Source organism: Nostoc sp., assembly GCF_036919675.1.
Classification (GTDB): domain Bacteria; phylum Cyanobacteriota; class Cyanobacteriia; order Cyanobacteriales; family Nostocaceae; genus Nostoc.
In genome coordinates, this window is the sequence record NZ_JBALCP010000134.1 from 144,919 (window position 1) to 165,455 (window position 20,537).

The window sequence follows — 20,537 nt, forward strand, 5'->3', positions numbered from 1 at the left end:
CCCAACAACTAAAAAATTAACAGTTAATTTGACAAAAATGTTAAAGGCATTGGGAATGGGGCACTTGTACTGAGCTTGTCCTGAGCGTAGCCGACTTGTGCCGAGCGTTCGCGCAGCGTCTCGTAGAGAAGCCGAGGTAAGGGCGGCGTCGAAGTATTGGGCATAACTCCTGACTTTGCCAATTTGGGATTTTAGATTTTAGATTTCTCCTTCAATCCAAAATCCAAAATTCAAAATCTAAAATTGAATGACTCCTAACTCCTAACTCTATAACCAATATCTCTCCGGTAATATATCCCCTCAAACTGAATATGTTTGATCCCCGCGTAGGCTTGGGCGATCGCTTGCTCAAAATTTTCTCCGATTCCAGTCACATTTAATACTCGACCCCCGTTTGTCACTACTTCTTGTTGCTGGTTCAACTTCGTACCTGCATGAAATACAGTTGCTCCTGTTGCCTCTGCCTCACCAATGCCAGTAATGACGTGGCCTTTCTCATATTCTCCTGGATAACCCCCTGAAGCTGCAACGACAGTCGCAGATGCTCCCCCTTTCCAAGCAATGGGCGGCAATTCACTTAATCGCTGCTGTACACAGGCTAGAAGCAGCTCTTCTAGGGGTGTTGCTAACAGTGACAAAATCACCTGGGTTTCTGGATCGCCAAAGCGACAGTTAAATTCCAAAACCTTGAAGTTGCCATCGGATGCAATCATTAATCCAGCATACAGTACACCTCGGTAGTCAATGCCTTTAGCTCGTAAGGTTGCGATCGCTCTTTCTAACACTTCTGTTTGAATGCGTGCCATCAACTCTGGCGTAGCAATGGGTGCTGGGCTGTATGCTCCCATCCCCCCAGTATTTTCCCCGCTATCGCCGTCACCAATCCGCTTATGGTCTTGAGCTGGCAGTAAGGGTCGAATTGTTAACCCATCCGTTAACGCTAAAACTGACACCTCTTGCCCAATTAAACATTCTTCAATGACGACAAATTCACCAGCACTGCCAAACTGTCCCTGAAAAATTGCATCAACGGCACTTTCTGCCTGTGCAACTGTAAGGGCTACCGTTACACCCTTACCAGCCGCCAAGCCATCAGCTTTGACGACAATTGGCACTCCTGTTGCTCTTACATAGGATTTTGCTGCTGCTGCCTCCGTAAATACCGCAGCCCGGGCCGTCGGAATTCCAGCTTCTTGCATCAGGGCTTTTGCCCAAGTTTTACTCGCCTCAATTTGCGCTCCCGCTCTGACTGGCCCAAATACCATCAATCCTTTGTCTTGAAGGTAATCTGTGATTCCCTTTGCTAAAGGTACTTCTGGTCCAACTATCACTAGAGTTATGCCATGTTCTAGAGCATATCGGCTCATGCCCTCAAAATCATCTACTGCCAGGGGCAAGTTCTGGCAACGTTCCATACTTCCTGTGCCTCCATTCCCTGGTACACAGATAACTTGCTCGATTTGCTTAGATTGCAACAGTTTCCATGCCAGAGCGTGTTCGCGCCCTCCATTACCTACGACTAAAACTTTCACTGATTTCCTCGTGCGTCCCTTACGAAACGAGAATGCCCGATTCGGCTCTCGCGGATCAATTTTTTCACCAATCCTCACACTTGTGCAAGCCCCCTGATGACCAGAAAAGGCAGGGGGAGGAGAGAAAGAATTATCTTGCCATATCGGTTCCAAGTCCCATTCACTTCTTTGAATTTCAACTGCATTGATTCTTAAGATTCAATTTTGTCAATTAGTAGATTTATTACTGTTATTAATAATAGTAATAAATCTACTAGCATAAATAAATATATAAATCTATTTATTGAAAGTAATGTTGATGTTTAAAACAGTACAATAATTGATTAAAAAATCAAGCTTAAGTAATGATAATTATTGATTACAAGTACTAACTTGTGAATATAGAAATTCATGAAAGTAGCATAAAATAGGAAACATGGCTAAAATTATTGTTACTGGAGCTGCTGGCTTTGTTGGTTCTCACCTCGTAGACATCTTGCTACAACAAGGGGAAGAAGTGATCGGGATTGATGAATTCAATGATTACTATGATCCTATGTTAAAGCGTAAGAATGTTGCACACTTACATCACTCACCTGGTTTTAGATTAATTGAAGGAGATATTCAGTTTTTAGATTGGCAGAAACTCCTAAAAGATGTTGATGTAGTTTACCATCAAGCGGCACAAGCAGGGGTGAGAGCAAGTTGGGGTAAAGCTTTTCGAGGTTACACAGAACGAAATATTAACGCTACACAAGTTTTGCTGGAAGCAGCCAAAGATGCAAAATACCTGAAAAGGTTAGTATTTGCCTCTTCATCGAGTGTATATGGCGATGCAGAAACATTACCTACCCACGAGGGAATTTGTCCTCAACCAGTTTCTCCTTACGGGATTACGAAGCTAGCAGCGGAGTATTTATGTGAACTGTATCACAAAAACTTTGGCGTGCCTTGTGTGACATTGCGCTATTTTACAGTCTATGGCCCCAAACAGCGCCCAGATATGGCATTTCATAAGTTCTTTAAATCCATTTTGCAGGATGAGGCGATTCCTATTTACGGCGATGGCCAGCAAACACGGGAGTTTACGTTTGTTAGTGATGTCATCGCCGCCAATTTAGCCGCCGCCTCCGCACCCCAAGCAGTGGGAGAAATTTTTAATATCGGTGGCGGTAGCAGGGTTGTGTTAGCAGAAGTCTTAGATACGATTGAAGAAATCGTTGGGAAACCAATCAAAAGAAATTACATAGAAAAGGCGATGGGAGACGCCCGCCATACTGCTGCTGATGTATCTAAAGCGCAGAAAATTTTGGGATATCAGCCACAAGTTTTTCTGAGAGAGGGTTTGACACAGGAATGGGAGTGGGTTAAGTCTTTGTATTCACTCTAGTAATTTTCGTCGTGATGAGCATTTGAGTAGCGCTTAAGCTTGTCAGTGTGTAGCAGTCCTATCTGATTTTTGAAAATTCGCGGTATCCAGATCCCCGACTTATCATAGAAGTCGGGGATCTAACTTTTCACGAATGATTTAAAATGCTCTTAATGATTGAGGATTACTATAGATTTACGGCGAGTTTCATTAGAATAAAATTGTTTATTGTTTAGGCGAGACTCAAATTAATTTGAAAAATAAATTATCCAAAATTATTTGTACATTTGTAGGGGCGCAAGGCGTTGCGCCCCTACGATAGGATGTTTTTTTAACTGGAAGTCCCTTAGGACTGCTATATCCTTAGCTGGTAATCAAAACAACACCTTGGCGGATAGTACGTTTGCGTAGGCGTAGCCCATCGTAGACATCGCTTTTACGAGTACCCCCAGCCATCTGATACTCATGGCTATTTTTACCAAACTTCTAAGAAATACCAAGCAAAATTTTTTCGGAATAGTCAATCTTACTTAGGCAGTTAGGTTTAAATAAGATTATCATAGCTATTACACAGAAGCCACATCTAGGCTAGTACCGCAAGGCGGAAGTCAAAAGTCAAAAGTCAAAAGTCAAAAGTATTATGGAATGGGCTTTTTAGGGATTTTAAATGGTTGCTCTATTTACGCCGTGGCGTACTAGTTATATTTCTGTTAACAAGCTTATATCGGTATCTTCATTCACTCTCCTCTAAAAATGATTCAAACATAGCTTTGCAGAGAATTGGTATTAATAGATAAAGCTAATTATTCATTAGCTTTATTACTACTTATCTGATGATTTTAAAAATTTTATCCCCTCCTGGTAAATAAAATTTCCTAATTTTATTAGTGGTCAAATTAAACTTGTGAATCTAAACATGAAGCTTTTAATTCAACAACATCATTATGACAATGAAATTGCTGGTGTTTTAACCTATATTTATTCTCTTATTCCAGAGCTTGAAGTTAAGGGCATTGAAGTAAAATCTCTTTCTACTAAACAGGACTTTTTTATAAAGTGGTTAAATTATATTGTTTGGTCAGATATAGTTCATATGAACTCTAATCACTTAGCTTTTGCCATCTTGTGTAAGATTTTAGGGAAAAAAATCATAATTAAATATCATTATAGTTTTTATCAATCTGCACATACTAATTATGAAAAAATGTCTTTTAAGGAACGCCTAAAGTTAGAATTATATCACTCTTTACCTAAAGCCAACTATCCCTTAAAATGGAAATTGTATACTGCTATAAAATGGCTGCGGCTAGCAACTCGTTTGATGACTGCAACACTAGCTGATTCTCATACAGCTTGTAGTAATTTTTTAGCGGAATCTTGTGCTTTTCCTACATTAGTTGAAACTTTATATAACCCCATTAAGATTATTAATAATAACTTTCACACTTCTTCAAAAGTTATATCTCAGCCATACCAATTTGTTTTTGTTGGCAGATTAGATCATTGTAAAGGAGTTGACATTTTATTAAAAGCAACACAAATTCTCCAAGCTGAAAATCAGGAATTTAGAGTTTTAATTATAGGTGATGGTACAGAAGCTAGTCAATTAACACGGCTAACCTCTGATTTAAAAATTACAAATTGCGTGAGTTTCTTGGGTAAACTTTCTCATCAAGAGGTACTAGCAATCGTTCAAGATGCGTTGGCTTTGGTTGTACCTTCTCGTTGGCAAGAGCCAGCAGGTTATGTAGTCTTAGAAGCATCTAGTGTTCAAACTTGCTCTATAGTTTCCAAAATGGGCGGATTACCAGAAATCGCTGGGCCGCACAGTCTATTTTTTAAAAATGAAGATGCGGCAGAATTAGCTAGCTCTATGAGATACTGTCTCAACTATCCAGATGAGGCTATTCACAGGGGCTTCCAGTCTAATCAATATGTGGGTGAGACTTTTTCTCCTGCTCGTACTGTTAATCAGTTGCTAGATATTTGTCATAAGCTCTATCCCTAAGCATCAGTATTAACGATTAATCGCTACCTGTTTGCTTCTTATAAAGCCAGTTTCGGCTACATTTGGGCTTAATTTTTGTTTAAGTCCCGTTAGAAATTTTTAATACCTAGTACCGCAAGGCGGAAGTCATTCATTCAAAAGTCAAAAGTCAAAAGTATTATGGAATGGGCTTTTTAGGGATTTTAAATGGTTGCTCTATTTACGCCGTGGCGTACTAGTCCTATTCCCATGATTGAAATTCATCAATGGCGCTACGAATTAAGGAAGTTATTTGAGCGCGACGGGTTTCAAAGTTGGCGGCGATATAAATCAGCAGGATGCCAACTAGCAAGCCAACAACCCATTTTAAAAAGGAGTACTGCAAGCTAAAAATTACTGATTGATAGATTGTAGTGATTAAAAAAGTGGCTGTACCAATGTAGAGAAAAGCCCGGACTCGCAAAGCTAATCCGGCAAAAATGCCAATGAGGCTGAAAATTCCAGGTATCCAGGCTGTGTCTTGATTAAATAAAATTGCCCATCCACAAATTAAACCACTACTTAGCACTCTCAGAAGATGGCGAGCTACTTTATACTCCGGTATCCTCAATTGAGAATCGACTTGAGCAATATACAGCAGTGATAAACCAATGGGTGTTACATACCATAAAGCATCAGTTAGATGTAAGGAATTAAACCAACGGTAAAGTGCCCAATCAATGAGCGCCACACTAATATAGGTAAAACGGATGTTTTCACCCACTTTTGCAAGAAAGATGTAGAATCCAGCTGCGAGTAGCAAGGTAATAGGGTAAGTTTGCAGTCTGGTTTCCCACAAAATTATCAGTGGTATAATATAAGCCGCTTGCTGCCAAGGTCTTTTAGACCAACCCCAACTTTCCCAAGGCAGGATGTACAGAAAATAGGCTACGACACAGGCGATCGCACCGTTCCAAGGAACTAGCGGCCCAGCCCAAAATCGTCCTACTGCTGTCTCGTGCCAATAAATCCTCATGCCGGCTACCTCTAATAACCCAAGGTAAACCCACATCTCGGCTATTGTAATTCCTCCCAAGATGCTGGGGGAAGTACGCGAATTTCGGCCCTGAAAGATGGCATAGCGAATCAAAAATACCCCAGTTGCCAATCCCACCAAACGGTTAACTCCAATGGGAAGAGGAATGGCAGCCATTAATAAACAGCTACTCCAAGCCCAATGAATATGAGCAATTCCTTTCAGTTCTTGGGGAGTCAGGCGTAAGTAGCTTACCAGCCAAGGCGACAGGATGCGGTAAGCATACATGATACTGGCACCAAGGGCAGACATGGCTATCAATCCATCACCTAATGCTCCTCCTGAAGCTTGTAACATTTGATAGAACAAAAGTTCATAGGCAGAAATGGATACACCAATGATTCCTAAGTACAGTAGGGGTTTAAAGTTCTCGCGCCGTCGCCCTACGCCAATGATAATTAAAGCTACACCCAAAGAATACAAACCAGTCCACTCGGTGAAAGTGTCCAAACGCAGTAATACACTGAATGCACCATAAATTAATGGCAAAATGTGAAAACTGCTGGGAAGCCTTTCTAATTGATGTCGTCGTCGCCACCACTCTCCAACAAGTTGAGCAATTAAACCCAAGGCGATATTTGCGATCGCTATTTTAATAATTGAGCGTTCCCCAAACCCTAGCACTTGGGCAGTCACCAATTCCAAACCCCAACCGATGCCATAAAATGCCCAATTTGTCGGTTCCCGCCAACTGCGATAAACAATGGCTGCCAAGGTGATAACAGTGGCAATTAAGTACAAAAATCCCGAAGTAGTAAACCCTCGGTAAATCAGCACTGAGTGCAGCGTCAAACCCAACAACTCAAAACCACACAATGCGATCGCCCATTTATCATTAGCGGCTGCATAAATAACTGCTAATTCGTTAGTGCGTCGCCTCAAAACTGTCCGCGTTAACCATAAAGTTAGGGTTGCGATCGCGCCAGCGACAAACCAACCTGCCACCGCTAGGCGAGGTAAACCAGGTACACCCGTCCACAGCAGCGCCCCAATGAAACTTAAAGCAAATCCTTCTGTAATTACCGCAGATACTTGGTTTCGGAAATAGCGCGTATTTGCAAACATCAATCCGATACCCACAGCCAAACCGATTAATCTGGTTCCTGGTAACTGTAAAGTCAGTAGCTGGGCAATTATCACAGCCAAGACACTCAAGTAACGGCTAGTAGTGCGCCGCTCGATAATTGTGGAATTGGCAACACCTGTAAGAGCTATAGGCATAACTAGCCAAATGACTCCCCAATAAGCTCGGCTATCAGCTACACCATACCAAGATGATTCTGTATTTATCCACAATAGGAAAAAACTAGCGGCGGCTAGTCCTAAACCGATGTCCCATGCACTATGTTCCCATAAACCTTGGCTGAGGCTAAATCGCCATTCTGCAACCATCAGAGCTAATAAAATACTTGCCCAGGCTTGGTGACTCAGGGTTGGTAATAACCAATTAATCGTAGAGCAAAATGTCAGCACCCCGATGATGTGAGTTAGATATACCAGGGGAAAGGAGGAGGGGGAGCGGCGTTGAGTGACAAATGCAAGAGTGATTGTGGAAAATAGCAGATTTAGCGATCGCAATGTAGGATTTACTATAGCGATAGTTGTTAAAAAAGTTCCAAGTAAGAGGGTAAGCAGTTCGCCAAATTTAGCCAATTCTCGCTTTTGGCTGCGATATAGGCTATCTGTGAGCGCCACCATCAAAATTACGTAGGGAAATAAAGCTATACCCAGCAACGCCCAAGGTTGATTTTGAGAATTGGTGAGTTGGGTGCCAGTAGCGATCGCCCATTGCTGTAAGTTATTAGGTATTAACCGCCAAAAGAGCCAAATCGTCTGTAAGCCGATCACAAAAACTGCTGCTAAGTCAGCCTTTAAACTGTATCGCCGCAAGCAACTTCCCACAAACCACAAACCCAAGCCACTCACAGCTATTGCTTGCCAGGGATAATTTACTACCGAAACCAGCCAACCCAGGAAGAGTAAAATGCCACCGAGTTTTTCCCAGAGTAAGAGGGATGAGGGAAACGGAGAGAATATTGCTGTTACTTCCTCTGCTCCCCCAGCTCCCCTGCTCCCCTGGTTACTGAGCTTGTCCTGAGCGTAGCCGAAGGGCGCAGTCGTTGGCGCAGCCTCTCCAAGAGTTGTATGCTCCCCTGCTTCCCCGACTCGCTCTGCTAACCAAGTCACCAACCAGCCGCAAATACCAATAGCTAACCCCAACTGAGTGACATTTACCCCAGCAACAAAAATCGCCCGCACTAGCAGCACTATTAAAGCATAAATAATTACAGCCGCAGTCAAACTAATACTTAACCTGCGGCGTAGGCGTAGCCCGTCGTAGACATCGCGCCGAGCTTCCTGGCTGATCGGATTAGGCTGTTGGTAAAGATTATGATAGAGGGTAATAATAGTTGTGCCGATCATTGCCACATAAACAGCAATTAAGGGAAATCCTCTTAATTGCCAACCCCAATGCAGATAACTCAGCCCCAGAATATTTGCTAGAGGTAATTTGCCGGTATGTAAATTGGCAAAAATAGTCCGATTTTTGGAGAGTAAAACAGTTATAGCAGTAAGAGTTGGGCAGGCGATCGCAACTACAATCCAATCCACAGGATTTTGCCACAACCGAAAGCTATCCATTGCCCAGAAGTTCACTGGGATTAACAAAAGGGTGACAATCAGCAATGTCTGAGCCGTCAATCTGAGATTACTTTGCCTAATCGCCCAAAAGCTTAACCCCCAAAAACTCAAAGTATAAGCAAATAAAACTCCATACTGTCCAGAAGCAGGAAACCTCTCCCATTGACTCGCAGCCAGTACCCCAGAGGACACCACTACCAAGAATACCCCTAGAAAAAGTAGCCAGCGGACACTCAGTTCTGCCCCCAAGGACTGCAATATTGTGCTGATAAAGTTGGGTTTAACTGGTTTTTGTTGCGGTTGGCTACGGTTACTAGATTGTAAAGCTGCTACGGGCAACTGCCGCACCGGGTCAGAAGTTACAAATGCTACCTTTGTTTCCGCTTCAGGCTGGGGTTGCAATACCACCATACACACCAGAAACTCTTGGCATAGCTGCTTGACTTGGGTATCAGATATCAAACCTAAGCGCAGCCATATATCTAGTCCTTCTAATAACTGAGGATGGGAGGATGGCAGCCTGATTTCAAATTTTAGCGGGCGTTCAAGGGGTGATGACATAAGCGGGAGCAGTATAACTATATACTTAAATTATGATTTTAATTAAAGTATATTTTCGCTCTAGTTGTGCCACTTATGAGGCTAATTGATATTAATTTTTAACCTCCGAGCGATATTCAAATGCTAACTGTCTGCTTTTAGGTTCCACATTGCAGTCTCCCAAACGCTAGATGCACCTGTATTTTGGGTTTAGGTGGATTTTCTTATTTTCCAGAGTAAGTCGTTTATCTGCTGTAACTTTGAGCTATAAATTTTCTCAATTCCAGTTTGTAAGAAGTCAGAGGGTTTGAACAAGAATATGTCAGAAAAGCCATTAGTAATCTCTGGTAACTTCTTTGGTTCTACAATTTGAAATCGCATTTTTGGAGCAACTAAGTGACCAAGTATTTCTATTGATGGGATTATGTTATCATCAGTAATTAAAAGCGGTTTATTCCCTTGACTAATAATATTAGCAATTTTCGGATATTCTTGGTATCTTTCAGGGAGTTGGTTCCACCAAATCTGGGCTTGAGAGTGGACGATACAAGATATAACTCCGCCCATAATTACCATAACTGCTACCAGTGACCAGAGCTTTTTTTGCCAAATTTTAGTATAAATAGACGTGAGCTTAGTGGTAAATAGGTAAGCTACAGCTAACTCTATACCTAAAACTGAAGGAAGTGTATATCGAGTAGTAGCGTATCGCTTTTGAAAGACGAAATCTACTAGCAGTAGGGGAAGCCCTACAGACCCAATCAAGGTTAAGACAAATAACCAAATTTCTTTAGAGGTTCTTCGACAAAGAACATAAATTGAGTAGCTGATGAGAGCTAAAATAATTAAAATAAAAGGAATTAAAGCAATCTTAAGTTTTCCTGGATCGCTAGGGCTAATACCTAAATCAAAAAACGTTCGACTAAAGATACCAGCCCATCTTGCAACTGACGCAAATAATGTTTGTTTAGCATTCGCCCAAGTTACTGCTTCTGGCTGAGGGTTGGTAATAATAATCCACAGCCAAGGTACAAAAGTTATAAACCCCGTAAACGATGATAGCAGGTAATAAATCGATGTTTTACTGAATCGGAAGCGTTCGATTGCAACTACATAAATTCCCTGTGCAAGAGCAACAAAGCTAAAAAATATATGACTATAAAACCCTAGTACTAATGTTGCTGTATAAATGCACCAACTAACCTTTGTTTTAAGACGCATGGCTCGCAGTAGTGCTAGGCTCGATATTAAGATGGCTACTATCCATAAACTGTATGCTCGTGCTTCTTGTGCATACACGACATGAACAGGTGAAACGGCTACCAACCCGATCGCTATCCACCCTATTAGCGAAGACTCAAATAATTCTCGACATAGCCAATAAATACAAGGAAAGGTGAGCAGACTAATGAATGCCGAAAAACTTCTTGTCACTGCTACAGAATTGCCAAACAACTCTACCCAAAACCGAGCCAGCAAAATGTATAGCGGCAAAATCTGTGAGTCTTCTAAAATAACCCCTTTAATTGTATCAATTGCGTTTTTTTCAGGATTGGGATACTGGTATTTCTGCAAATCTTTTATGGTGAGCAAACGACCATTACTTAACTGCTCTCTCGTTTCTGACTGCATATAGCCAGAGATGCGTAATGATGAGAAAACTTCATCACCCCAATAAATTCTTTTGTCAATATTTACAAATCGAAAAAATACACCTATTACTAATAGGATGATGATTAAAAAACGTAACCAATATTTAGAAATAAGCCAGTTCTGTGACAATTGCTTTTTCATCTAGTTTTCAATCTCCTCAAAGTCTTAATAAATGGTGGTAAAATTTATTGTCAGAATCGGTTATTAGCATACATTTTGGTTCTAATGCTACTCTAAGATGTATTGCAAGCCGCTACAAATATTTTATGCTGGTCAATTCCCAAATTCAGTTTCTGATTAAACCAGAAAGTGCAAATTGTAGATATTGTCACCCACTGTGATAAATATGAATCATCAGAATAAAATATTTGCATCCACATTTGTAAGAGGCGATTCATAAGTTTTTAATAGCTCATTAGTAATAGCAAAGTAAATTAGGATCTCTGAAAAGCTGCTTTAAAAGTCTTATTCTTGGTATCAATAAGTGCCTAAAATCACAGTAAAATACTTTCAAAACATCCTCTGAATACACTAAAACACAAAAATTAGGATTTATATAATTTACAAATTAAACACAAGGGAGTTTTGATTGATTATTAGTATATAAATTTTCCTAAGTTGAATTTGAATAATTACTTGGAATTTAACCCATAACATTCAGTTATCAAACTAATAGCAAACGTTAATAATATTGTTATTGGCGTTTTTATAAATATTTATGTTTAACATAATGATCCAATTTAGCAAGTAAACATCTGAATTTTTTCTCCCAAATTAATATTTAATCATCAGCAAATCGTCAATAAATATTTAAGCTAAAAGTATCCTAAGTTTACAAAGTCTCAAAAATTTTCCAGCTTTTGGCAACAAGATACCATACTACATGCAATTGTTTATCTGTAATTGCATAGTATAAATTAATCTAAACATTAAATCATTCTGTTAAAAATAAAAAGATTTGATAAATTTATATGAAAACACTATAAATACGCCTTCGAGTAGGATTGAAACCAAAGGTACGTTAACATTTGTTTAAACCCCAACCTTGCAACAGCGGAAGATCCTAAGTCTGGTTTATCGAGTAGACTAAGCTAGCGATCGCTCCCTAGCGCAGGTATTTATTATTCATGGCTTACCTGGCTGATTCGCCCCGACGATAGTATTGCTCCGATAGTTGCGATCGCGCCTACCAACCAGGAAAAGAAAATTTTTGTTGCCGGGAAAGTGCATAAGACATAAGCGACTGACAAAAATAAATTATCCAAAATTATTTGTACATTTGTAGGGGATCTTGGCCTTGCGCCCCTACGATCGGATGTTTTTTTAACTGGAAGTCCCTAATATGTGCTTGTTTGACAGCAAGTACTTTTATGGGTTTTCCCCCCCCCGCCCCTCCACCCCTTTGCTAAGAGCAGCCTGAATACGCTTGGGTTAAGGAAATTTATCTGTTGAGGCAAGCTGTTCTTGAGCAGGAGATGCAGGGGAGGAAAAAAGGCTTAAGCGGATTAAGAGCAGCCTAATTCAGCACTACTGAAGCAGTTAGGGCCACTAATTCAAGCCTATTTTGCCAGCTTCTCTACTTATTACCATCTTCCAGTAATAGAATTAAGGACGAAGCCAAAGCCTTCAACTATCAAAAGATAGAAGCTCTAGTAGCAGATTTTACCAAATGTGAGTAAATCGAAAATCTGCATCCAAAATAGGCTTGTAGCATATAAAACGCTTGTAAGATTTTTATGACTTCCCGTATTCGCTTTTTGATGTGCCCTCCTGATCACTACGATGTGGACTATGTGATTAATCCCTGGATGGAAGGGAATATTCACAAATCATCGCGCGATCGCGCCGTGGAACAGTGGCAGGGATTACACCACATTCTCAAACAACACGCCATTGTAGACTTAGTACCACCTGAAAAAGGTTGGCCTGATTTGGTTTTTACCGCCAACGCTGGCTTAGTACTTGGGGATAATGTTGTCCTCAGTCGCTTTTTGCACAAGGAACGTCAGGGAGAGGAGCCTTTCTTCAAACAATGGTTTGAGGGAAATGGTTATACAGTCAATGAACTTCCCAAAGATTTGCCCTTTGAGGGAGCAGGGGACGCACTGCTGGATCGGGAAGGCCGCTGGTTATGGGCGGGATACGGTTTCCGCTCGGAATTAGATTCTCACCCTTATCTAGCGAAATGGCTGGATATTGAGGTGCTTTCCCTGCGACTCATCGATGAACGTTTCTATCACCTGGATACCTGTTTTTGTCCCCTAGCAAATGGCTATTTACTGTACTATCCAGGCGCTTTTGATTCTTACTCCAACCGCTTAATCGAAATGCGAGTCGCACCAGAAAAGCGAATCGCAATTGAAGAGGCTGATGCAGTCAACTTCGCTTGTAATGCGGTGAATGTGGATAGCATCGTCATCATGAACAAGACGAGTGATGCTTTGAAAACCCGCCTTGCAGATACAGGTTTCCAAGTGCTGGAAACGCCACTTACGGAATTTCTCAAAGCTGGTGGCGCGGCTAAATGCTTAACTTTGCGGGTGACAGAACCAGTTAGAGATGAAATTCATGCCAATGTCTCGGTAGAAAGCCGCGTCATTCGCATGGAAGGACACTTGCTGGATGCAGGCTTAATTAACCGCGCTTTGGATTTGATTATAGATGCCGGGGGAAGCTTCAAAGTCCTGAATTTCAACTTGGGAGAACAACGACAAAGTACCTCAGCGGCTGATGTGAGGGTATCAGCACCATCCCATGAGGTGATGGAAGAAATCATCTCAATGTTGATTGATTTGGGTGCAGTAGATTTACCGCATGATGAGCGAGATGCTATCTTGGAGCCTGTAATCCAAGATGGTGTAGCGCCGGATGATTTCTACGTCAGTACAATTTATCCCACCGAAGTCAGGATTAATGGACAGTGGGTGAAGGTGGAAAATCAGCGGATGGATGGCGCGATCGCAATTACCGAAACTGCCAATAGCTTAGTCGCTCGGTGTAAAATACTCCGCGATTTAAAAGTTGGCGAACAGGTAATTGTAGACGTGCTAGGTATCCGCACCATCCGCAAAACGGAATCGCGCGAACTACGCAGCACTCAAGAATTCAGCTTTATGTCGGCGGGAGTTTCCAGCGAACGGCGCGTGGAATTGGTCGTTGAGCAAGTGGCTTGGGAATTGCGGAAAATCCGCGATGCTGGTGGTAAAGTTGTGGTCACGGCTGGGCCCGTGGTAATTCACACTGGTGGCGGTGAACACCTAGCGCAACTGATTCGGGAAGGATATGTGCAAGCGCTGTTGGCTGGTAATGCGATCGCAGTTCACGACATCGAGCAAAATATCATGGGCACTTCCTTAGGTGTAGACATGAAGCGAGGTGTCGCCGTGCATGGTGGACACCGCCATCACCTGAAGGTAATTAATAGTATCCGCCGTTATGGCAGTATTCCCAAAGCTGTGGAAGCGGGGGCAATTAAGAGTGGCGTGATGTATGAGTGTGTCCACAATAATGTGCCTTTTGTGCTTGCTGGATCGATTCGGGATGACGGGCCTTTGCCTGATACCGAAATGAATTTGATTAAAGCACAGGAGGAATATGCCAAACACCTAGAAGGTACGGAGATGATTTTGATGCTGTCATCGATGCTGCACTCGATTGGGGTGGGGAATATGACTCCGGCGGGGGTGAAGATGGTGTGTGTGGATATTAATCCAGCTGTGGTAACTAAGTTAAGCGATCGCGGTTCTGTGGAATCGGTGGGTGTGGTGACGGATGTGGGATTGTTCCTCAGTCTGTTGATTCAACAGTTGGATAAGTTGACAAGTCCTTATGTTAATAAGGTAGGTTAAAGAGACGAACCACAGAGGCGCAGAGGACGCAGAGAAAGGGAGATGACAAGAGTAGCTTTTAGTGAAGAGTTGCAGGTTAATTGGGTCAGTTTGATTGCTGATTTTATGCTGGCAGGGATGGTTTTTGGCCCGCCAGTGGCTCCCTTTCTGGCTGCGTCTGGGGTGTGGTCGCTTGGAGAGATTGCGGACATTATTTATTTCATGGGTAATCATGTGTGTCCGCAACCAGCTATGGGGTTAGATTTGACACCACCGTTTATTATGGCTGTGTGTATGCGCTGCTACGCCACTGTCACGGGTTTGCTGATTACTCGTCTGTTGTATGGGATAACTGGTGGTAAGGGATTTTACTGGTTGAGTCAGTATGGCTTAGGTGGTGCAGCGATCGCAAGTGTGCTGATGATGGCTTATCCTTTGGAATTGGCAGCACAGATTTTCGGTTTTTGGAGTTTTAATAACTATCTGGTTACACCTTTTGGGTTGATTACGGGTTTGGCATGGGGATTGTTTACTATGCCTATTTTGCACGGGTGGCGGGGTGCTAAAACCAGCTTGGATGAATTGTAGATTTGCTCCCATAACTTGTAGAGGGAATTAATTTTTGCAAGTCGATGCAATGGCATTGTCAGTCGATGCAATCGCATTGTCAGTCAAAACAATCGCATTGCAAGTCAAAACAATCGCATTGCAAGTCAAAACAATCGTATTGTCAGTCAAAACAATCGCATTGCAGCAGGTTGCCTTTAGATAGCACGGCGATGCAAATACAAAAATGCAAGAGGATAATCAAAGCACCCCACCTCGCTTTTAGCTTGCGTTAAAGTTAGCTGGTGTATCCAACAAGTAGCGACTACCACTCATCCCGCAGCACCTTTTGCATTGCTAGTGCATTTTTCTCCCAAACCAATTTACCCGCAAGATCCGAAAAATCATAATCAGATTTCTGTGTTCTATCTGATCCAAGCGGATTCAGAACACAATACTGTTCAGTTAAGCATTTTTTCCTTCTCTCTGTGTTCTCAGCGCCTCTGCGGTACCCTGCGGGAAGCCGCTTTGCGTCTACGTTAAAAAAATTGACTTTGATAAAGAGTTTTAACCTTCTCAAAGTCACTAATCGCACAAGCAAAAGAATAGGGCAATAATTAGCGATCGCTAGTATTTACAGTACTAGCGATCATCGTGTTTGTTATTGTTATGGTCTTATACTGCCTGTACCTACCCGCACCTTCTGCGATCCTTCAACGATTTGGTAAAGTTTGTCTTCTAATTTTTGCATACATGCCGACCAATCAAAGTCAAGTATGGAAGGGCGAGCTTGCCGAGTCAAATCTGCTTTAAGGCTGGGATTTTCCAAAATCGCAATCACCTTGTGGGCAAAATCTGTTGGGTTATTGGGTTCGGCTAAAAAACCGTTGATCGCATGAAAAACCTGTTCAGGATTTCCTCCAGCGTTGGCTGCTACAACAGGGGTTCCAGATGCTAAAGCTTCCATATTGGTTGTACAAAAGTTTTCGGTGACAGATGGATTGACAAATACATCTGCTCGTGCATATAAACCTAGAAGTTCTGTTCCGTGGGACTCACCCCAGATAGTAATACCGGACTCAAACTTTTGGGCGCGCCGACGGATCTCCTCATCCAAGGGGCCACTACCGACGATGATTAAATGGACATCAGGAATTTTGGCAGCAATGATTGGAAATGCATCTATAAGTTGGGTGACATTTTTTTCTGGGGTAATGCGTCCGACAAAAAGGATAGTTGGTCGATAGTCGTTAACAATGGGGTTGTAGTCGATGTTTTGGGGGTGAAATTTTTCACAATCAATCCCTTGATATGGCACATATTCACTACGTTGGCATTTCAGTCGGTTGTACTTAGCAAGCAGTTCTTGAGACGGAAATAAGTTGAGATCATAAGCATCACTGAACTGCTTGACTAAAAGGGGAACAATCGGACGTAGCAAGTTGAAGAACAGATTTCCTAAGTAATATCGAATATAGGCAACGATATCGGTATGGAAAATTGAGATGATTGGAGTATCAGTTTGTTTAGCGTACTCAACTCCTATGGGGCGACCATAACCTTGTAAGAAAAGTGAGTATAATCCTCTCATTTGCGCCGCTTCTTCAACCAGTATAATATCGGGCTGGAAATTCTCAAGTAACTTAGTATCACTCCAATAGCGATAGTTTAATGGTTGGGGAAGAGATTTGTAGAAGATTAGCGGTTTGGTGGGGAATGCATAAGCAGAAAAATTGGGGAAGGGCTGTAATTCATCCAATCCTGACATTGGGCGATTTCCAACCTTTTTGGGGTACTGGCTATTAATTTCTGGGTGGATAAGAAAGACCTCATGCCCTTGTTGCAGTAACCATTGAACCCGTTGGTGGACTGCGACGGAAACTCCAGTCAAGAAAGGAGGGTACAATGCTGTAAACAGTGCAATACGAAGTGGTTGCTTAGTCATAAAAAGGGGAATATTACACTAAAATGCTGGTTTTGAATTTAGGATTTACGCAGCAAATGTTTCATTAACATCCTGATTCTTTGGTTCAGAAATTACCACTAATACAGTTAGGCTAAGGATTTACACATTTATAAATTGTCTAAATTGCCGATTCTGAAGAGGATGTTTCTAAATCTTGCTTAGAAACTATCAAAATATCCCAAATACTCAGTCAAAATTCCCCTTAATATATTTCTCTAAACCCTTGCCATAAATGGAAATAAATTTCGGTAATCAACAAGCAAAAGCGTGTATTTTGACAAGGGTTATAGCTCATCTAGTTCTACTAAATATAAGATAAGATAATTTGAAGACTAGGGAATGTTTAGTGTAATAACTTTCATTCCCTAGTTTATATTTAGCAATTCACTTCAAAGAGAAACCTTGCTATCAATAGGCTGATCCAACCATTGATAAGGACGATATTCGACTAGCCGGATATTCCAAGGACCTTGAACCCGATAGGAGACACCGCGCCAAGTAACTGTTGAGATCCACAATGACGATAGCATCGCTAACCCATAAACCCATTGTGTCAAGGGAATCCCAATCAACATTTTGATGATTGTAACAGCTGATAATTTTGCGTAGACGTGCAACGGCTTGCCGATAGACATCGCCTGGTCATTAGAGCGAACCATTCGCTGTATCTCTAATTCCAACACCAGCATTATCAAAAGTAATCCGACAGTATAGACTCCATAGCAGCCTAACAAGAGAGCCGCAGCTTCCCATTTTGTCTCTAACAACGACTCTAGAATTAACAGGATGACTATAGTGGGAAACAAAATGCTAGAAACAGCTTCACTAACTAGAGCTAACCAACGTGGGTGATACAGTCGAGAATAAAGGATGAGGCGCTTAAGATAATCTATTAAGTTGAATAAATCAGTCTCTTCACGATTTACTATCAGCAGCGAAGGCACAAACTTTACATGCAACCCATGTTTTTTGAGGATGTTGTGCATCATAAAATCTTCGCCTAAAGCTTGTCCCCACTTATCTAGCAGTTCTGTTTGGCGAAGCACTTCTGTTTTCATAGCCAAAGTCCCACCCCAAGGAATCTGGAAGATAAACATTTGCACTACTGCGGATACATTGCCTATGTAGCGCACTAAAGATCCCCAATACTTACCTGTAGGTACGTACCAACGATAACCTGTTGTCGCCCCCACTTTGGCATCACTTAAAGGACTGACTAATTCTCGCAGCCAATTCACATGGACTATAGTATCAGCATCTACTAAGGCAACCACCTTGTAGGAATCGTCCAACTCATGGATAGCTTGCACTAAAGAACTGCATTTGAGACTACAATTGTTGCGTACTGTTCGCAAAGGGCTGATTTGAACGTTGGTCGCTTCCTGCTCTGTGATCGTTTCACTGGCAATTTTCCAAGCGGGATCTTCGTGACTATCAACGATCAACTTTAAATCATACTGTGGATAATTCTGATTTAGGAGCGATCGCAAACATCTAGGCAAAAACGGATCGGCTCCGCGTAGGCAAAGAATCACTGCTGTTTTGGGCAACTGGTCATCTGGTAATAAGTTTTTTTTGGATGAGCGCAGATACCATATAAAGACAAGCGTTAAACACACCTGAATAACTAGCCAACTCATCAAAGACTTAGAGAAAAATATCGCCAAATCTTCCATTAAATTTTTAATCTCCGATAGGATTAGGGATTGGGAACTGGGGATTAGGGATTAGGGATTGGAAATCAGAAGTATCTTTTAGAGAAGCAGTACCCAGTCCCCAGTCCCTTTAGGAGTCAAGCGAATATTTCATAATAATGTTGACTGTTGTATTTTTATTTACAACAAAACTGGCGTCACGAAACTTTGGCGCACCTGTTTGTATGGACACAGTTGGATTTTTAGAAATCCCAAAACCTTCTTTGGGAATACCGAAAAAGTCTTTGTTGAGTTTGCGATCGCCATTCTGATCATCAACTACAGCGACAGCATAAGTTCCAGGCTTCAAACCGGAAAATTCTTTTTTTACAGAACTTCCAGTAATCTTAACGCAGCCACTTTGATCTCCACTAGAATTACTCATCGGAAATCCTCGTTCACTTGGGTAAACTCTCAAGCAAATCTCACCTTTTTGGTGATGTATTCCATTTATCACAACAGTTAGTGTTTCAGTTGGTTCAGCATTCACTGTTTTAGCAAAGCTGATGCTCACTAAAGTAGCAAGCAAAATATGACAAATTTGAGATAGTTTCAGCATAGTTTTGGAGTGAAAAATAGGTGATTGTGTGCCTCAGAAAAAGCTGCATTCGCCAGCTTTTATTTTTAAACTGATTTATTCAAAGCGTGACTTGCTGTTTTTTAATTGATGCTTTATACCAACTTTTCCAAAGTACTTGTAGGACTTTTAGCAAATCTTTCAGCAAAAGATATTGTGTCCCTTTTAAATGCTGATATAGATTTATATGACAACATAGCCGCTCATACAAACTCAGGGGACTACGCCATATGGAGAGTACATACTCCCAGAATATTCTCCAATGTGGCAATAAAATTTTTCCTTTCTTTGCTGAATCAAACCACACTGCATATGCATAAAAATCAGGCAGCATACTCAATGAGGGTTTTTTACTGTTGTTAGTAAACAACAAATAATTAGGGAAATACATACTCATTGATTGTTGCGGATGGCTTCTGGCAAAAAACAGGTTTTCAGGGATTTCATAAAACCTACCGAGAATACCAAGTCTTAACAAGAGAATTCCATCTGCATTACCGTAACCACCCATAGGCGGTATCTTTCTCAAGGCACTGGCGCGAATTACACCGTAACATTGATAACATAAATGCTTGGTCAGCAATTCGTTAAAACGCTGCTGTGGTTTTAGTGCATCTGCCTTGAGTTTGATATCGTAATTTTGGAGAAAATTCCCCTGTTCATCAATAAAATATGTCTGGGAGTGACACAAGATGATACTAGGATCTTGGTCAAGCACCTCAACACACTTCTTGATAAAATCTGGAGCATGTAGATCATCATAGGCTGCCCACTTAAAGTACTCACCCGAAGACAATTTAAAGACGCGATCAAAGTTACGGGCGCAACCAATATTCTTGTCATTGCGGTAGTAACAGATCCGTTGATCTTGCTCGGCGTATGCTCTACAAATTTCTTCAGTTTTATCTGTAGATGCATTATCTGAAATAATTATCTCAAAATCTTCAAAGGTCTGAGCCAAGAGTGAATCGATGGCTTCTTTAAGAAATTTTTCACCATTGTATACAGGTAATCCAATGCTCAATCGTGGCTGATTTATACTCATAGAAAACAAGCTTTTGGAAAATAGGTGGATTATTTTATGCTTAATTGCAGCTAATTGTTAGGCAGATGCAACGTAAGAATTCATAAATCAGAATCCAGAAGTCA

Annotated in this window: 14 protein-coding genes; 5 read left to right on the plus strand and 9 right to left on the minus strand. The window is 41.5% G+C overall.

Going from position 1 to position 20,537, the window contains the following annotated elements:
* Positions 1–23: 23 nt before the first annotated feature.
* Both V7K49_RS30635 and purD read right to left on the minus strand, forming a co-directional pair.
* A complete protein-coding gene (locus tag V7K49_RS30635) occupies positions 24–164 on the minus strand; it encodes a hypothetical protein (RefSeq protein WP_335208993.1) in 141 nt (46 codons plus the stop codon).
* Positions 165–254: 90 nt separating this feature from the next.
* Positions 255–1,532 (minus strand): phosphoribosylamine--glycine ligase, encoded by a 1,278-nt coding sequence (purD, locus tag V7K49_RS30640; RefSeq protein ID WP_335209218.1) that lies wholly within the window; start codon positions 1,530–1,532, stop codon positions 255–257.
* Between the two features lie 415 nt (positions 1,533–1,947).
* On the opposite strand from purD, the gene V7K49_RS30645 reads away from it, so the two are divergent.
* On the plus strand, positions 1,948–2,901 hold the full coding sequence (locus V7K49_RS30645; protein WP_335208995.1) for an NAD-dependent epimerase/dehydratase family protein: 954 nt from the start codon (positions 1,948–1,950) through the stop codon (positions 2,899–2,901).
* 895 nt (positions 2,902–3,796) lie between these two features.
* Positions 3,797–4,888, plus strand: coding sequence for a glycosyltransferase family 4 protein (locus tag V7K49_RS30650; RefSeq protein ID WP_335208996.1), 1,092 nt, complete (start codon positions 3,797–3,799; stop codon positions 4,886–4,888).
* A 220-nt stretch (positions 4,889–5,108) separates the two neighbouring features.
* Here V7K49_RS30650 and V7K49_RS30655 read toward each other — a convergent pair whose 3' ends face one another.
* From V7K49_RS30655 to V7K49_RS30665, 3 genes are all read right to left on the minus strand, one after another.
* Positions 5,109–9,146: a DUF2157 domain-containing protein gene (locus V7K49_RS30655; protein ID WP_335208997.1), complete on the minus strand. Its 4,038-nt coding sequence runs from the start codon at positions 9,144–9,146 to the stop codon at positions 5,109–5,111.
* A 189-nt stretch (positions 9,147–9,335) separates the two neighbouring features.
* Complete coding sequence (locus V7K49_RS30660; RefSeq protein ID WP_335208998.1) at positions 9,336–10,919, minus strand: glycosyltransferase family 39 protein; 1,584 nt, start codon at positions 10,917–10,919, stop codon at positions 9,336–9,338.
* A gap of 980 nt (positions 10,920–11,899) precedes the next feature.
* The gene (locus V7K49_RS30665) at positions 11,900–12,043 is read right to left on the minus strand and encodes a hypothetical protein (protein WP_335209000.1); all 144 of its coding nucleotides are present in this window, start codon (positions 12,041–12,043) and stop codon (positions 11,900–11,902) included.
* Between the two features lie 471 nt (positions 12,044–12,514).
* Here V7K49_RS30665 and argZ point away from each other — a divergent pair, with 471 nt between their 5' ends.
* Genes argZ through V7K49_RS30680 form a run of 3 tightly spaced genes read left to right on the plus strand, consistent with a single transcriptional unit; the run spans position 12,515 to position 15,377 of the window.
* Positions 12,515–14,626, plus strand: a complete 2,112-nt coding sequence (argZ, locus tag V7K49_RS30670; RefSeq protein WP_335209002.1) for a bifunctional arginine dihydrolase/ornithine cyclodeaminase — start codon at positions 12,515–12,517, stop codon at positions 14,624–14,626.
* A 42-nt stretch (positions 14,627–14,668) separates the two neighbouring features.
* A complete protein-coding gene (locus V7K49_RS30675; protein ID WP_335209003.1) occupies positions 14,669–15,193 on the plus strand; it encodes a DUF2085 domain-containing protein in 525 nt (174 codons plus the stop codon).
* Between the two features lie 34 nt (positions 15,194–15,227).
* Positions 15,228–15,377: a hypothetical protein gene (locus tag V7K49_RS30680; protein WP_335209004.1), complete on the plus strand. Its 150-nt coding sequence runs from the start codon at positions 15,228–15,230 to the stop codon at positions 15,375–15,377.
* Between the two features lie 441 nt (positions 15,378–15,818).
* On the opposite strand, the gene V7K49_RS30685 is transcribed toward V7K49_RS30680, so the two are convergent.
* From V7K49_RS30685 to V7K49_RS30700, 4 genes are all read right to left on the minus strand, one after another.
* Positions 15,819–17,096: a glycosyltransferase gene (locus V7K49_RS30685; protein ID WP_335209005.1), complete on the minus strand. Its 1,278-nt coding sequence runs from the start codon at positions 17,094–17,096 to the stop codon at positions 15,819–15,821.
* Positions 17,097–17,506: 410 nt separating this feature from the next.
* Entirely contained in the window at positions 17,507–18,793 is a 1,287-nt protein-coding gene (locus tag V7K49_RS30690; protein WP_334866215.1) for a glycosyltransferase, read from the minus strand.
* A 109-nt stretch (positions 18,794–18,902) separates the two neighbouring features.
* A complete protein-coding gene (locus V7K49_RS30695; RefSeq protein WP_335209006.1) occupies positions 18,903–19,370 on the minus strand; it encodes a DUF2141 domain-containing protein in 468 nt (155 codons plus the stop codon).
* A gap of 79 nt (positions 19,371–19,449) precedes the next feature.
* Complete coding sequence (locus V7K49_RS30700; RefSeq protein ID WP_335209008.1) at positions 19,450–20,433, minus strand: glycosyltransferase family 2 protein; 984 nt, start codon at positions 20,431–20,433, stop codon at positions 19,450–19,452.
* Positions 20,434–20,537: the final 104 nt, after the last annotated feature.

Bases quoted from the DNA above. Each gene is read 5' to 3' on its own strand.
- V7K49_RS30655 (WP_335208997.1), bottom strand. From the start codon at position 9,146: ATGTCATCACCCCTTGAACGCCCGCTAAAATTTGAAATCAGGCTGCCA.
- V7K49_RS30675 (WP_335209003.1), top strand. From the start codon at position 14,669: ATGACAAGAGTAGCTTTTAGTGAAGAGTTGCAGGTTAATTGGGTCAGT.
- V7K49_RS30650 (WP_335208996.1), top strand. From the start codon at position 3,797: ATGAAGCTTTTAATTCAACAACATCATTATGACAATGAAATTGCTGGT.
- V7K49_RS30695 (WP_335209006.1), bottom strand. From the start codon at position 19,370: ATGCTGAAACTATCTCAAATTTGTCATATTTTGCTTGCTACTTTAGTG.
- V7K49_RS30660 (WP_335208998.1), bottom strand. From the start codon at position 10,919: ATGAAAAAGCAATTGTCACAGAACTGGCTTATTTCTAAATATTGGTTA.
- V7K49_RS30635 (WP_335208993.1), bottom strand. From the start codon at position 164: ATGCCCAATACTTCGACGCCGCCCTTACCTCGGCTTCTCTACGAGACG.
- argZ (WP_335209002.1), top strand. From the start codon at position 12,515: ATGACTTCCCGTATTCGCTTTTTGATGTGCCCTCCTGATCACTACGAT.
- V7K49_RS30690 (WP_334866215.1), bottom strand. From the start codon at position 18,793: ATGGAAGATTTGGCGATATTTTTCTCTAAGTCTTTGATGAGTTGGCTA.
- V7K49_RS30700 (WP_335209008.1), bottom strand. From the start codon at position 20,433: ATGAGTATAAATCAGCCACGATTGAGCATTGGATTACCTGTATACAAT.
- V7K49_RS30685 (WP_335209005.1), bottom strand. From the start codon at position 17,096: ATGACTAAGCAACCACTTCGTATTGCACTGTTTACAGCATTGTACCCT.
- V7K49_RS30645 (WP_335208995.1), top strand. From the start codon at position 1,948: ATGGCTAAAATTATTGTTACTGGAGCTGCTGGCTTTGTTGGTTCTCAC.